General features: G+C 62.7%; 13 protein-coding genes. 9 read left to right on the top strand and 4 right to left on the bottom strand.

Features of this window, described 5'->3' with window-relative positions:
• Positions 1-70 precede the first annotated feature (70 nt).
• The gene (locus OK351_RS12500; protein ID WP_265159422.1) at positions 71-1,135 is read left to right on the top strand and encodes an IS110 family RNA-guided transposase; all 1,065 of its coding nucleotides are present in this window, start codon (positions 71-73) and stop codon (positions 1,133-1,135) included.
• A 330-nt stretch (positions 1,136-1,465) separates the two neighbouring features.
• Here the strand turns inward: OK351_RS12500 and OK351_RS12495 are convergent, their stop codons facing one another.
• The gene (locus tag OK351_RS12495; protein ID WP_265159420.1) at positions 1,466-2,785 is read right to left on the bottom strand and encodes an ISL3 family transposase; all 1,320 of its coding nucleotides are present in this window, start codon (positions 2,783-2,785) and stop codon (positions 1,466-1,468) included.
• Positions 2,786-3,341: 556 nt separating this feature from the next.
• Here OK351_RS12495 and OK351_RS12490 point away from each other — a divergent pair.
• The 3 genes from OK351_RS12490 to OK351_RS12480 all read left to right on the top strand — a co-directional run bounded on the left by OK351_RS12490 (position 3,342) and on the right by OK351_RS12480 (position 5,484).
• Positions 3,342-4,022, top strand: a complete 681-nt coding sequence (locus OK351_RS12490) for a hypothetical protein (protein WP_265159418.1) — start codon at positions 3,342-3,344, stop codon at positions 4,020-4,022.
• A gap of 27 nt (positions 4,023-4,049) precedes the next feature.
• Positions 4,050-4,415 (top strand): hypothetical protein, encoded by a 366-nt coding sequence (locus tag OK351_RS12485; RefSeq protein WP_265159416.1) that lies wholly within the window; start codon positions 4,050-4,052, stop codon positions 4,413-4,415.
• 904 nt (positions 4,416-5,319) lie between these two features.
• On the top strand, positions 5,320-5,484 hold the full coding sequence (locus tag OK351_RS12480; protein ID WP_265159414.1) for a hypothetical protein: 165 nt from the start codon (positions 5,320-5,322) through the stop codon (positions 5,482-5,484).
• A 150-nt stretch (positions 5,485-5,634) separates the two neighbouring features.
• On the opposite strand, the gene OK351_RS12475 is transcribed toward OK351_RS12480, so the two are convergent.
• Both OK351_RS12475 and OK351_RS12470 read right to left on the bottom strand, forming a co-directional pair.
• Positions 5,635-6,420, bottom strand: coding sequence for a hypothetical protein (locus OK351_RS12475; protein WP_265159412.1), 786 nt, complete (start codon positions 6,418-6,420; stop codon positions 5,635-5,637).
• Positions 6,421-6,439: 19 nt separating this feature from the next.
• Positions 6,440-7,123, bottom strand: coding sequence for a helix-turn-helix domain-containing protein (locus OK351_RS12470; RefSeq protein WP_265159410.1), 684 nt, complete (start codon positions 7,121-7,123; stop codon positions 6,440-6,442).
• Between the two features lie 331 nt (positions 7,124-7,454).
• On the opposite strand from OK351_RS12470, the gene OK351_RS12465 reads away from it, so the two are divergent.
• The 5 genes from OK351_RS12465 (at position 7,455) to hutI (ending at position 13,637) form a co-directional block, all read left to right on the top strand.
• Positions 7,455-8,156 (top strand): IclR family transcriptional regulator, encoded by a 702-nt coding sequence (locus OK351_RS12465; protein ID WP_265159408.1) that lies wholly within the window; start codon positions 7,455-7,457, stop codon positions 8,154-8,156.
• Positions 8,153-9,832 (top strand): urocanate hydratase, encoded by a 1,680-nt coding sequence (gene hutU, locus OK351_RS12460; protein ID WP_265159406.1) that lies wholly within the window; start codon positions 8,153-8,155, stop codon positions 9,830-9,832. Before OK351_RS12465 ends, hutU begins: the two co-directional genes overlap by 4 nt.
• 105 nt (positions 9,833-9,937) lie before the next feature.
• Complete coding sequence (locus OK351_RS12455) at positions 9,938-11,215, top strand: allantoate amidohydrolase (RefSeq protein WP_265159404.1); 1,278 nt, start codon at positions 9,938-9,940, stop codon at positions 11,213-11,215.
• Positions 11,212-12,441: a formimidoylglutamate deiminase gene (locus OK351_RS12450; protein WP_265159402.1), complete on the top strand. Its 1,230-nt coding sequence runs from the start codon at positions 11,212-11,214 to the stop codon at positions 12,439-12,441. Before OK351_RS12455 ends, OK351_RS12450 begins: the two co-directional genes overlap by 4 nt.
• On the top strand, positions 12,438-13,637 hold the full coding sequence (gene hutI / locus OK351_RS12445) for an imidazolonepropionase (protein WP_265159400.1): 1,200 nt from the start codon (positions 12,438-12,440) through the stop codon (positions 13,635-13,637). The genes OK351_RS12450 and hutI overlap by 4 nt, the downstream gene beginning before the upstream one ends.
• A gap of 49 nt (positions 13,638-13,686) precedes the next feature.
• On the opposite strand, the gene OK351_RS12440 is transcribed toward hutI, so the two are convergent.
• Complete coding sequence (locus tag OK351_RS12440; RefSeq protein WP_265159398.1) at positions 13,687-14,367, bottom strand: class I SAM-dependent methyltransferase; 681 nt, start codon at positions 14,365-14,367, stop codon at positions 13,687-13,689.
• Positions 14,368-14,404: the final 37 nt, after the last annotated feature.

The raw sequence follows: 14,404 nt of genomic DNA, 5'->3' as shown, positions 1-14,404 counted from the left end.
CATGTCTCGTAGTGATCTTCTCCCGGGCCGACGCCGGTCACGACGTCCGCACGTTAGAAGGAGACATCGCATGTCAATTGTGGCAGATCACTATCGATTCATCGTCGGCGTGGATACACACGCCGCAACCCATACCTACGCGATCATGGAGTCGCCCTCGGGCAAACTCTGCGCGCAGGAAACCTTTCCGACTACGAGCCCTGGTTTGGAACGCGCAGCAGCCTGGATTGGACGCCGCACCAAAGGTGACATCGAGAGTGTCCTCGTCTCGGCCGAGTGCACAGGCTCCTACGGAGCCATCATGGCCGATCGTCTTGCGCAGGCTGGCTATCGCGTGGTTGAGGCCCCCACACCTTCAACCAAACGACTGCGGGGCAAAGGTAAAACTGATGCCCTAGACGCAATCACAGCAGCCCAATCGACCCTCGTCATGGACTTGGAAAAACTTCGAGACCGCCGGGCAGGAGATGTCCAGACCGCACTAAAACTGCTCAGCGTTGGACGCGACCAGATGAATACCGATCGGCTACGAGCCATCAATGCCCTAACAGCACTGGTCCGTGCTCACGAACTGGGGCTTGACGCCCGCAAGCCACTGACCGCAGCCCAAGTCAAGACCATCGCGGCATGGCGTGCACGCGATGAGACCCTCGGTGCCACTGTTGCCCGTAGTGAGGCTGTGCGCCTGGCTAAACAGATCACTGGCCTAGATGCCGACTTAAAAGCTAATCAGGTCCAGCTCACCAAACTGACCACCCAACATGTGCCGGAACTACTGGCCATGCACGGAGTGGGAGCGGTAACCGCTGCGATCGTTATGACCGTCTGGTCGCACCCGGGACGCATCCGCTCCGAAGCTGCCTTCGCGATGATCGCGGGCACCTGCCCGATCCCAGCGTCCTCGGGAAACACCGTCAGGCACCGGCTCAACCGCGGTGGTGACCGGCGACTGAACCGGGCGATCAACACCATCGCGTTGACACGAATGCGTACGGACAAGGTCACCCGCGAATATGTCGAACGCAAAATCGCCGAAGGACGCAGTAAACGCGAAATCATGCGGACCCTAAAGCGCTACATCACTCGGCAACTCTTTCGAGTCCTGGCAACAAATCCGCCTCTATCGGTTGCTTGACAAACATAGAAGCATCCCGGAAATCATGCCGCTAGTAAATTAGCGGCATGATTTCCGGGACGGTTCACCCCAGCCGCAGCGACCAGGGTTTTGTGTTCCTGATCGGATAAGGATAGGGAAACGCGCTTGGTGCGCGGGTGCTCCACCGTAGGACGGCCACCCTTGCATGGATCATAAACCACCCGCGCTGCCTCGGCTGCAGCAGCCTGCGCGGCTTCGCGTTCACGCCGAGCAGCTTCCTGCTCCGGAGTAGGAACAAACGGGTTCCGCGGCTGAGTCGGTGCCGGTGTTTTCTTCCGAGAAAACAGGCTCTTGTGACTCATCTATGGGTCACTCACGCCCTGGCAGGGCCGGTTTATAACCTCCGAGGCTGAGCATGGCCATGGCGATCAGCGGGCCTGGGGATTTGAACCCGAACGCCATCCGGGTGATCAACCGGATCTTGGTATTCATCGATTCGATCCGCCCGTTGGTCAGCCCGTGCTCGATCGAGGCAAGGATCCGTTGCCTGTGCTTGACGATCTTGCGTTGTAGTTCCACGAACGCCGGGATCCTGGATCGGCGGGCCCAGCCGATCCACTTCTCCAGCGCTACGACCGCGGCGGGCAGGTCCAAGGTGAAGATCGTGCGCAACCCTTCCTTGAGCAGATAGGCCCGGTACATGGCCGGGTCGGTCTTGGCGATCCATGCCAGCTTCGCCGCTTGGTTCTCACTGAGGTTCTCGGGATTCTTCCACAACGCGTACCGGGCCCCCTTCAGCTGCTTCGCCGCTTCGGAGGCCGGACGAGGCGCAGCGTCCTTGCGCGGCCTGCCCCGCCCGCGCTGAGGCTCCTGCCGGGCAGCGTTGCGGTAATCGTTCCAGATTTCCCGGCGCACCTGGTCCAACGCATCGGTTGCCCACGCCACGACATGGAACGGGTCCGCGGCCCGTACCGCGTTCGGGCAGCGTTCGGCCACGACCGTGCCGATCCAGTCCGCCCCATCGGCACTGACGTGGGTGATCTTCGCGCACCGGCCGGTCTGGGAGGCTTCCAGGGCATCGAAGAACCCGTGCAGTGTGTCCTTGGTGCGTCCGACCCCGACCCATACCAGCCGTCCGGTGTCATGGCAGATGACTACCGTCAGGTACTTGTGGCCCTTCTTGTAGCTGATCTCATCGATACCGATCCGCTTGAGGTTCGCGAATAAGTCCACCCGGGCGGTGGTATCGGCCCACACCCGGTCGATGATCGCTCCGACGGTACGCCAGGCGATCCGCATCAGCTCGGTGACCGCCCGTTTGGAGCATTCCGTGGCTAGCCAGGCGACCTGCTGATCGAAGTAGAGGGTGTGTCCGGTATTGTGCCTGGCCCAGGGCAGCCAGGCCACCACGATCCCGTGCACCGGGCACCAGACCCTGGGTGCGGCAGCTTCCAGCCAGACCTGTAACGGGCCCAGGTCCAGGGCCCGCCAGCGGCGGCGTCCCTGACCCTGGTCGTAGCCGGGGCAGCGTTGCTGGCAGATCCCGCACCGGGATTTGAGCTTCTTGCTGGGGCGCACGTGGGCTACTACGTAGGCCAAGCCCTTCGAGGTTTCGTGGTGGTCGAGGTGTTCAATGATCGTGTTCTTCTCGACACCGAGGATGCCACGCAATAGAGTTGTTTTTTGCACGCCGTTCTCTTGTGTTCAGAGGTTATTGTTTAGACGCTTTAAACCTACACAGTGAACGGCGTGCTTCATGTTTTAACGGGTCCGGACACCCACACAAGAGTCACAAGGGCCAGAAAACAACGCCATAACAACAGTCCTTCCGAAGACCGCGCAGCGGTCGAGAACAAGCCCTCCGCAGGAGCAAGGGGCGATGAGCCGGAACGAAAACTGTCAGCGGGGCACGAGCGGTACGATAGTTTTCCGTTACGGGTGATCATACATTCCATCTGTTTGCGTGCGTCCGACCGTGGAGGATAAAGCCGCGCGCAAACAGGGGGCCGGAAACGGGACCGACGATCCCCAAGTGCACACGCGGAGGGCGCGGGGCCGGCCCATCAACCGCAGCGCAGCGAAGGTTGATTTTCAGGGCACCTGCGAAGCGTGCCCTGGTGCGCGTATCGACAGTCCCGAGCACCTTCCGCATAACCGAAGGGCTGTAGCCAAGGGTTTGAGAGCGAACGTGAACGAATGGCTCGATAGCACATATGCAATGAGGCCACCATCCTACTTAAGTAGGATGGTTATTTTCAATAGAGCCTTTCATATGGGCTGGCTTAAGCTAATTGGATTAGATATCTTTAAGGAAAGATGTCTCAGAGACCAGCTGGGGCAGTTCACGCTCATTTGGAGAGCAAAAATGAAGAATAAGTTTGTGAACGCTTCTATCGCTGCGGTCCTGGCTTGTGGATTGACCTTCACAGCACTTCCGGCGTCAGCATCCACGCCTTCCCAGCTCAATCAAGCGGCGGCGACAGTTGCAAATGAATCGGTCACTGATGCCGAAGTCGACAAGTTGGCTAAGGATCTCGAAGCGCTTTTTACGCATGGAATCACCCAGAATGAAGATGGTTCATTCCGTGTTGATGAAAAGAGCATCATCAAGCATTTTGGTGAAGTAGAAGGCAAACAGATCATTGCTCAGTTCCGTGCCCAGGTCCCTCAGACTCACATTGGCAATGTTCCCGTTGCGTCAGCTGCAAGTTATGGTCAGTGCGTTTTGAATTTCACCGGATTCGGTGCCCTCTTCGGTGCTTCTGAAGGAACGATTCTGGGTTACATCAACCGCAAGGATTGGAATAAGGCTGCTCAAACTATGGTGAAGTTCTTGGGCAAGCAGGCAGTTAAGGGCGGTGTGGTCGGTCTGGCTGCGTCGCTCGCCGCAGCTGGGGCCTGGTGTGCGACCCCTTGGGCAAAGTAATCCGTTCTTTTCCGGAAGGTGATCTCAATGCAAAATGAAGGAATGTTCGGGATGTCCGCAGGACTGAAAATCACTGTATCGGCGTGTTTTACCGTCGGATCAATTTTTACTGGGGCGAATGCGTTAACAGTGGTTTCCCTGATCGCGGCCCTGGCTGCTGTTGTGTCAGGTGTCCTGGCTGTAGCCGAGGTAAGCCAAGAAGCCAACAAAGCAGGATTTATTCTCGGAATCGTCGCTAGCGTGATCTCCGTAATGGGTACCGCGTTCGTTTTGACCGCAAGCACTGTGTTGCCTTTCGCAGTTACTGCTGGAATTGCCCTAGTGCCTGTGGTGCTGTGGATTGCTCTAGCTATCGTTCATAGCAAAGCAAGAGGAGCGAAAGCACTAAGCTAGTTAGGTTAAATAAGGATCGGGGTTGAGAATTTCGTATAGATTTCTCAACCCCGATCCTTATTTAACCATATTTAACCTCGGGCGTTAAAGGCCTTCACTACGTTCAAACTCTATTTTTATTACTGCCCAGCCCAGTTCCTCACGTTGACACTAAGCCGAAGGGGTGCAACCGCAGAGGGAGCAAAGGGAGGGCTGAGGGCAGAGTCTTGCCTTGATAGTCCAACTAAGGGTTGGACAGTCAAGACAAGCAAAAGGTGATGGGGTACCGCGTCGGTCGCGTCGGTCGGTTCATCAGTTGGCAGGATAGGTTTCCTGCACGCTTGGCATGGGGCATTACTTCCATGCAGTGGCGGCGTGTTCCGTAAACTCTTGATGTGTTGCCCTCTTGTCATCGAGGAGCTTCATAACCGTGGTTCCAGATTCGGCACTTCTTCGCGCTCATGGATCACTCAACATGAGCAGCATCTGGCTGGTTTACGGATCGAAAAGGAGAACTGGCTCTAACCCAGGAAGGTGGCCGTGTGAGGGCCTTAGCGTGTTTGTTTTAGCCGGTATACCTTCCATTCCATGACTCCCCACCGTGGGCAGTGGGGCGAACCCGAATTGTGACCGACTCTGAACTGCGAGGCTGTTACTCCGGGACCCGTTCTGCTGGCAGATCGAAGCACGCGTCGCTTGCTCACCCAACTGTGGCCAAGGCACGTCAGGTGGTCGAAGCTCTGGAGTTCAGCACCGTGGAGCAGATCGCTGCATTTGACTGCTGAAAACCTCGTCATCCCCTTTACTGGCGAACGCGCGAACACTGCTACTGAGTTGTTACCAGTGGACCTGCAGCTAGTGGTCGATGAGGAAATCGGGGCAAAGAAGCCACCGTGGGACGTGTTCTGGGGCTAGTGCGTCCGATGTGAGAGCCCCACACGAGCATGCAGGGCGCTATACGTCGTGGAAGACTGCGAGCTACGGAAGCACGTCACCGAGTAGCGATCTGGTGTATTGGTACCTGCGCTACCTGCCCGATGTGCTGGATATCGTGAACGCGCCGACGGGCACGAGCGGCATTGCCGGCTAGCGGCCAGAGCATCCTCGCCCCGGAGCGGGCGGACCAGTCCCAGAGGCGCTCCAGGACGAATTCACACAGCCGTCGCAGCCGTCGCATCCACTCCGGCAGTCGGCCGGGGCGAATTGCGCCGAGGACACCGAATAACCTGGGTGCTGAAGTCTAGAATGCGGGGCCCAGATCGTTATCCAGCTCGAAATCTTGGGGATTGCTCGCCAGGATCTCCAGAGCATATTGGCCTTTATGACGATGCTCTTCATCGAATCTTGCCCACGCTGGGTGATGCGGATCCGAGAGTTGGTGATGCATAGAGATGATTCGCGAGCGGTCAGATCCTTGAAGCTGCGGCACCAGTGCCAGCGGATCCCCAAGCATCGTCGACAGTAGTGCAGCGTCCTCCAGATGTCGTTCCCGGTCCCTGGAATCCTCTCGGTAGGCCGCGGCCTTCAAGACCACTGCAGCCAGAACGCTCGGGATGCTCAGCGTGGTGACTAACTCGCCGGCAACATCCATGACACGGCAGTTCAGGGTGCGTTTCAGCGCCTGCGTGCCGGCCGGAACCAGGAAGGGTTCACGGCCCCCAAGGGTCAGCGGAGGCTTGGAAACACCATGATCCGCGACCATCACATCGATCGACTCTTTCATCCCCTCGCGCTGCCGGATGAAACGGTGCGCTGGCGACGCAGTACTTAACGGTGTTTGGAGGGTGTACCCGAGCTGATTCAGCGTACGGGTGACTTCCGGCCCGGAGACTGATCCGGTTTCCACGTGCAGGACCACATCAACATCAGTCGTGGGCCGGATCATGGGCAAGTTCGCCACCACAGCATGAAGTTGCACCATCAGCCCACCGATCAAGGTCCATTTCGAGGAATCCAGCGCTTGGGCCAGTTCCAGGCATTGAGGCCATGGCGCGGCCCAACCGGCCGGAGGGATCGTGACGCTCACTGCAGGGCGTGCGTGGTTCTCAGATGGCATGCAGTAGCTCTTCTAACTTGGCTCGGCCCGCTGAGCGTTCACGGGTGGACAGTGAGTCCATCAAATCAACAGCGATCGCTGCTATCGGGAGATGGCCGCTTACCAGAGGCTGTACAAAATCGAGTTCCCTGATAAGGATGTCCCCGGCAGGATCTTCCCTCAATCCCAGTTTCCGAACGTTCTTCTCAATGAAGCCGGTCCTTGCATAGCCTTCCAGGGTGCCTGTTCCGGAGGCGAGTCCGAAGGTATTGGCCAGAAGGGGATCCTCCAGCGCCCCGATGCCGGTGACCGCCACGACTTTGGAGAGTTTCTGTTTCGCCGCCTCGCCGCCTCGATAGCGGTGTGAAGTAGCTCGGTTGCGTGCCAACTGATGGAGCTCTTCGGCCGAAAGGGAGGCGAGTCTTTTACGCAACCGCCACAATTCGCTCGCTGACAGCCAAGAGACCTCAGCGCCCGACAAGAGGCTCAGCGCCGCCCAGGCGGTACGCTGCGCCCAAAGACGTCCTGAACGCTTGCCTTCCCGATGCACGCGGTGAGCTGAGCCAGCATCAATCAGGATCGTGCGGCCAGCGACACTGGTTTGTTCCAAGCGGCCGGTTTTCAGCATTTTCCGAACCGCCTCGGAGCTCACCCCGAGAAGCTTCGCGGTTTCGGCGGTAGTCATCACAGTCATGACACAATAATACCGATAAGCCAACTATTGTGCCAACAGGATCGACGCATTGCCGGCAACTTTCGTTGCCCATGTCTTGAGGCGGGTCAGTGCGGGATGAGTGCCTTTTCGGAACCGCCTTCGAACTGCGACCGCTATGGCTGTCGCCAGTTGGACTGTCCGGCGCAAGCGATGGCGGCGCTCAGGAAGACGACCCCTCCAAGGAAAATTTTGGTCCAGCTATTGCCATTCAGTGAAATACGCGTTTCAATTAGTGAAACACCTTGTGTGACGAGGGTAACCTCGGGCACTCGGTTTTACCAGCCAAACACCAACTTTCGGGAGTCTCACCGTGGCCGAACCGTCAACGCGTACCGTCGAACGCGCACTGCAACTGCTGGGTTCGGTGTGCGATGCAGGATTCCTGACGCTGGCCGACGCGGCGCGCGGAACGGACCTGTCCGCATCCACCGCACTGCGCCTGCTGCGCACCCTGGAATCCACCGGTTATGTCCGCAAGGATGAAGACGGTGCTTACCGGCCGGGGTTGCGCATTGTGCAGCTCGGTGCCCAGGCGCTGAGCCACGAATCCATCATTTCCCTGGCCACACCGGCGCTGGAACGGATCGTGGACGCCACGGGCGAATCGGCCTACGTCATCGTCCGGGCCCATCACGGCCCCGGTGGGGACCAAGGCCTGTACCTCGCGATGCGTGAGGGCACGCATTCGGTGCGTCACGCTTCCTGGGTGGGGCGCACCGTCCCCCTGGAGGGCAGTGCCGCCGGCGTGGTTCTGACCGGGGAGATACCCGCACCCGGCTACGTGGTGGTGGACCGCGGAGTCGAGGCCGATGTGACGGCCATTTCCGCGCCGGTCTCCGTGCAGACCCACGCAGCGGACGGAACCGTCACCGGGACCCGGGTGATCGCCGCACTGAGCGTGGTCGCCCCCAGCTACCGCATGAACCCTGAAAAGATCGCGGCCATTGGCGAACAAGTGACCGCCGAGGCCCGCAACGTACTGACCGCCTACCCACAGGAGAACCAGCCATGAGCTTCACCCAACATGATCCATCGCGCGTCATCCGCTCCCCGCGCGGCACCACGCTGACGGCCAAGAGCTGGCAGACCGAAGCCCCGTTGCGCATGCTGATGAACAACCTCGACCCCGAGGTCGCCGAACGCCCCGAGGACCTGGTTGTCTACGGCGGCACCGGACGGGCGGCGCGCTCCTGGGAAGCCTACGATGCGATCATCACGACGCTGACCGACCTGGAAGAGGACGAGACCCTGCTGGTGCAGTCCGGCAAGCCGGTTGGCGTGTTCCGCACCAACAAGTGGGCGCCGCGCGTCCTGATCGCCAACTCCAACCTGGTCGGGGACTGGGCCACCTGGCCCGAGTTCCGCAAGCTGGAGGCCGAGGGGTTGATGATGTACGGGCAGATGACCGCGGGCTCCTGGATCTACATCGGCACCCAGGGCATCCTGCAGGGCACCTATGAAACCTTCGCCGCGATCGGTGTGAAGCGCTTCGGCGGCACCCTGGCCGGCACCCTGACGCTGACCGGCGGCTGCGGCGGTATGGGCGGCGCCCAGCCACTGGCCGTCACCCTGAACGGGGGCGCCTGCCTGATCGTCGATGTCTCCGAGGACCGGCTGTGCCGCCGACTGGGCAAGCGCTACCTGGATGACGTCGAGCTGGACCTGGACGCCGCCATCGCCAAGGTCACCGCCGCCAGGAACGAGAAACGTGCACTGTCGGTCGGTTTTGTGGGCAATGCCGCGGTGGTCTTCCCGGAACTGCTGCGCCGTCAGAAGGCCGGGGAGATCGAGATCGACATCGTCACCGACCAGACCTCCGCCCACGACCCGCTGTCCTACCTGCCGGTGGAGTACACCGTCGAGCAGTGGGAAGCCGAGGCCAAGGCCGACGAGGTCGGCTTCACCAAGAAGGCCCAGGCCGCGATGGCGGCCCATGTCGAGGCCATGGTCGGCTTCCAGGACATCGGCGCCGAGGTCTTCGACTACGGCAACTCGATCCGCGACGAGGCCCGCCAGGGCGGTTACCAGCGGGCCTTCGAATTCCCCGGTTTCGTCCCGGCCTACATCCGCCCGCTGTTCTGCGAGGGGCTGGGCCCCTTCCGCTGGGTGGCGCTGTCCGGGGACCCCGAGGACATCCGGGTCACCGACGAGGCGCTGAAGGAACTCTTCCCGGAGAACGCCCACCTGCATCGCTGGCTGGATGCCGCCCAGGAACACGTGGAGTACGAGGGGCTGCCGGCGCGCATCTGCTGGTTGGGCTACAACGAACGCCAGAAGGCGGGCCTGCTGTTCAACCGGCTGGTCGCCGAGGGCAAGGTCTCGGCCCCGATCGTGATCGGCCGCGACCACCTGGACTCCGGTTCGGTGGCTTCCCCCTACCGCGAGACCGAGGCGATGAAGGACGGCTCGGACGCCATCGCCGACTGGCCGCTGCTCAACGCGCTGACCGCCACCAGCTCCGGCGCGACCTGGGTGTCCATCCACCACGGTGGCGGGGTGGGCATCGGCCGTTCCATCCATGCCGGCCAGGTGTCCCTGGCCGACGGCACCGAGCTGGCCGCGGCCAAGCTCGAGGCGCTGCTGACCAACGACCCGGGCATGGGCGTGATCCGCCATGTGGACGCCGGCTACCAGCGTGCGGTGGACGTCGCCAACGAGCGCGGCGTGCGCATCCCGATGGCCCGGTAACCGGCCACCCGGATTGGGCGGCGCACCGGCACAGTGCGTGGCCCTGACCTGGCTGATCGCCATACCCATTGCCTACCCGAGGGTCGGCAGATAGGAACCGTGAACGTGAACACCCAAACCGTCAATACCCTGCTGGCAGCCATTGCCGATGTGGGCCAGGACGCCAAGCGCGGGGGATACTCTCGCCCGGTGTACTCCAACGCCGAGATCACCCTGCGCGAATGGTTCATTGCCGAGGCAAGCCGCCGCGGCCTTGAGGTCTGCACCGATGCCAACGGCATCATCTGGGCCTGGTGGGATATGCCGGGTTCGGCCAAGGACGAGGCATCGCGCCGCGGCGCCCTGGTGACCGGATCACACCTGGACTCGGTGCCCGGCGGCGGGGCCTTCGACGGGCCACTGGGGGTTGCCAGTGCCCTGGCCGCCTACGACCTGCTCGCCGAACGCGAAGCGGCAGGCACCCTGGTACGCCACCGGGCACTGGCGCTGACGGTCTTCCCCGAGGAGGAAGGGTCCCGCTTCGGGGTGGCTTGCCTGGGATCGCGCCTGCTCACCGGCGCCATCGATCCGGCCAAGGCGCTGAACCTGCGTGATGCGCAGGGAAACACCTTCGCAGAGGTGGCCAGGGCCAACGGCCTGGACCCGGCCCGGATGGGCCGCGACGAGGTCGAGTTGGGACGTATCGGGGATTTCATCGAGCTGCATGTGGAACAGGGCAAGGGGCTGAACTCCGAGGAGTACACCGACCATGCCGGACGCGGTCCGGCCATCGCCGTGGGCGATACGATCCTCGGGCACGGCCGCTGGCGCCTGTCCTTCTCCGGCCAGGGCAACCATGCCGGCACCACGCTGATGACCGACCGCTCCGACCCGATGATCGCGGCCTCGCAAAGCATTGTGGCGGTACGACAGATCGCCGCGGCACAGGACAACGCCCGGGCCACCGTGGGACGTGTGGAACCGGTACCCGGTGGAACCAATGTCATCGCCTCACGGGTGGATCTGTGGCTCGATGTGCGCCACCCGGATGACGCCGTTACGGCGATGCTCGTGGAGAAGATCCACGGTCAGGCCCAGAAGTTCGCGGCCTTCGAGGGGTGCACGGTGAACCTCACCGAGGAGTCCTTGTCCGCCACGGTGCACTTCGACGCGGCACTGACCCGCTCGCTGTCCGGCTCGGTGCGCCGACTGGTTCCCGACGCCCCGCTGCTACCCACCGGTGCCGGCCACGATGCCGGGGTGCTGGCCGCGGCAGTCCCCTCGGGAATGCTCTATGTACGCAACCCCTCGGGCATCAGCCACTCACCCGAGGAATATGTCGAGGACGATGACGCGGCCGCCGGCGTGCTGGCGCTCGCCGACGCACTGGAGGACCTGCTGTGAGTACACGGACCCTCCGGGTTCCCGCCCCCGTCAATGCCCATTCGCACGCCTTCCACCGGATCCTGCGCGGGCGCACCCACCAGGGTGTGGACGGTGGCGCCGGGAACTTCTGGACCTGGCGCGAGCAGATGTACGCAGCGGCCGCCGGGTTGACCCCGGCCGCCTACCAGCAGCTGGCCACCGCCGTCTTCGCCGAGATGGTGGTCAACGGGTATAGCGCGGTAGGTGAATTCCACTACCTGCACCACGACGCCAACGGGCTTCCCTATGCCGGGGAGGAGGCCCACGGCATGGAACTGGCCCTGGCCCGTGCTGCCCAGGCCGCGGGGATCCGGCTGGTGTTGCTTGATACCTGCTACCTGCAAGGCGGCCTGGACAGTGCCGGCGGCGTCCTGGAACTCAACCAAACCCAGCGGCGATTCTCCGACGGGGATGTCTCCGGGTGGCTGGCCCGCCACCAGGCGCTGGGCGCGGCGCTAGCGGACCTGGATGCGGGGCAGGGGCTGCTGAGCCTGGGTGCGGCGATCCATTCGGTGCGCGCGGTCTCACCGGTGGAACTGGGGCAGATTGCCGCGGGGCTGGATCCCGCCCTGCCGCTGCATGTGCATCTGTCCGAACAGCCGGTCGAAAACGCTTCATGCCAGGCAGCCTACGGGCTGAGCCCGACACAGTTGCTGCAGCGCACGGGACTTCTTGGCCCGCGGCTCTCGGCGGTCCACGCAACCCATTTGACCGCCGAGGATATCGCCGCCCTGGGGGCTGCGGGTGCCGGGATCGTCATATGTCCCACCACCGAGGCGGATCTGGGGGACGGGATCGGTCCGGCGCGCGAGCTCGCCGATGCCGGGGCCGTGCTGTGCCTGGGCAGTGACCAGCATGCGGTGCTGGACCCGTATCTTGAACAGCGCGGCCTGGAGTACGGCGAGCGCCTGCGCAGCGGTGAACGCGGGCGCTTTGCCCCGGCCGAGATCTCCGCGGCCGCCCGGGAGGGCGGCCTGCGCTCCCTGGGGCTCAAGGACAACGCGGACCACCTGCTGGTGCGCACCGGCAGCGCCCGTACCATCGGATCGCGCACCGCACAGCTCCCACTGACCGCCACCGCCGCGGATATCGCCGAGGTCCACATCAATGGCACGCTGGTAGCCAGCGACGGCATCCACACGACCTTGGGGGATCCGGCGGATCTCTACACGGCCTTTTTCACCGAGCATCCGGAGTTTTCATGAGCACCACATTGATCACCAATATCTCCGAGGCCTTCACCTCGGATGCCGATCACACACTGATCCGGGATGCGGCCATCCTGGTCGCAGACCAGCGGATTGCCTGGATCGGTCACGCCTCCGGGGCCCCGCAGGCCGATACCGTCCTTGATGCTGGGCAGCGGGCGGCCCTGCCCGGCTGGGTGGATTCACACAGCCACCTGGTCTTCGCCGGAGACCGCAGCCGGGAATTCGTTGCCCGCATGGCAGGGCAGGACTATGCGGCGGGAGGGATTGCCGTGACCACCGCGGCAACCCGCGCGGCATCGGATGAAGAGCTGACCGCGCTGGTCACCGGGCGGGTCGCCGAGGCCTTGGCCGGGGGAACGACCTACCTTGAGACCAAAACCGGGTATGGGCTGAACGTGGAGGAGGAAACCCGCCACGCACGCATTGCCTCGGCGCTGGTTGACCAGGTGACATTCCTCGGCGCCCACCTGGTGCCCGAGGGGATGGACGCGCAGCAATACACGGATCTGGTCTGCGGGGAAATGCTTGAACGCGTGGCACCCTATGTGCAGAACGCGGATGTCTTCTGCGAACGCGGGGCCTTCAACGAAGCGCAGAGCCGGCAGGTGCTTGGTGCGGCACGCGAAGCCGGCCTGGGGTTACGGGTGCATGGAAACCAGCTCGGGCCAGGGCCCGGTACCCGGCTGGCCGTCGAATTCGGTGCGGCGAGCGTTGATCATGTGAACTTCCTCGATCCAGCCGACATCACTGCATTGGCCGGCTCGTGGGACCGGTGGGATCCGCGCACCCGAAGCGGTATTGCCGGGACCGTGGCCACCTGCCTGCCGGCCTGCGACCTGTCCACCCGCATGCCATTCGCCCCGGGCCGGGAACTCATCGACGCAGGGGTGCAGATCGCCCTTGCCTCGAACTGCAACCCGGGGACCTCCTACACCTCGTCGATGGCCTTCTGCGTGACCACAGCGGTACTGCAAATGCACCTGAGCATCGAGGAAGCCATCGTCGCGGCCACCTATGGCGGCGCGCTGGCGCTGGGCGTCGCGCAGACGGTTGGTACCCTGGAAGTTGGCAAGCGCGCCGATATCCAGCTGCTGAATGCGCCCTCGATTGCCCACCTGGCCTATCGGCCGGGCATGAACCTTGCCGGTCCGGTCTTCCGGGCCGGTGTCCTGGCCGCAGGAGAGTTCTGAGCAAGCCCCGTGGACGCTGTGCGGGATCGGAAACCCGTTGGAGGCACGCTTAGGGGCGGTCCGCGGCCCTGAGCACCACAACGACATCCTCAATCGTGGCCGGGTGGCCATCGGGTCCGGTGATCATCCGCTGCACGGTCGTGGCCTGCAGGATCTGGAACCCGTCTGCCGGCACGCCCAGGGATCTCAGTTCCGAGTCCACGGTGACCAGGTTCGGCCCCTGCTGGCCACCGTGGTCGTGGTCGTGGTCATGGTGCGCTGCGGCCTGGCTGACCGGGTGACTGCCATGGGAGAGCACCACCATTCGCCCGCCCGGGGCAAGCCGGCCCAGGGCCTTGCCCAAGATCGCGTTGCGTTGGAATTCGAAGGGCGCGTGGAAGAAGCTGAGTGTCACCAGGTCGAATCTGCGTTCATCGGACCAGGTTTCCAGATCGGCGGCAATGAACTGCACGCTACCGGAGTCTGCGGACAGGTGCCGTGCGGTTTCGCGTGCCCGTTCAATGGCCGTCTGGGAGATGTCCACGCCGGTGACCTGCCACCCACGCGAAGCAAGCCAGAAGGCATCCCCGCCTTCGCCGCATCCCAGGTCCAGGGCCCGGCCTGCGGGTAGGGGCTCCAGGATCTCGGCGAGTGTGGGGTTCACCTTGCCGGACCAGATCCGTTCTGCCTGACCGTAGTGTTCTTCCCAAAATTCCTTGCCCTGCAATGGCTGTTCAGTCTGCGATTCCATGAGGTTCCTCCCGGATCAGGATGTTGATGCTGATTCG

This window comes from Glutamicibacter sp. MNS18, assembly GCF_026107515.2.
Lineage (GTDB): Bacteria > Actinomycetota > Actinomycetes > Actinomycetales > Micrococcaceae > Glutamicibacter.
The sequence above is the reverse complement of the archived record's forward strand: the minus strand, read 5'-3'. Positions and strand labels throughout refer to the sequence as shown.

Coding starts and splice junctions, on each gene's coding strand:
- OK351_RS12500 (WP_265159422.1), top strand. CDS start 71: ATGTCAATTGTGGCAGATCACTATCGATTCATCGTCGGCGTGGATACA.
- OK351_RS12490 (WP_265159418.1), top strand. CDS start 3,342: ATGGTTATTTTCAATAGAGCCTTTCATATGGGCTGGCTTAAGCTAATT.
- OK351_RS12485 (WP_265159416.1), top strand. CDS start 4,050: ATGCAAAATGAAGGAATGTTCGGGATGTCCGCAGGACTGAAAATCACT.
- OK351_RS12470 (WP_265159410.1), bottom strand. CDS start 7,123: ATGACTGTGATGACTACCGCCGAAACCGCGAAGCTTCTCGGGGTGAGC.
- hutU (WP_265159406.1), top strand. CDS start 8,153: ATGAGCTTCACCCAACATGATCCATCGCGCGTCATCCGCTCCCCGCGC.
- hutI (WP_265159400.1), top strand. CDS start 12,438: ATGAGCACCACATTGATCACCAATATCTCCGAGGCCTTCACCTCGGAT.
- OK351_RS12440 (WP_265159398.1), bottom strand. CDS start 14,367: ATGGAATCGCAGACTGAACAGCCATTGCAGGGCAAGGAATTTTGGGAA.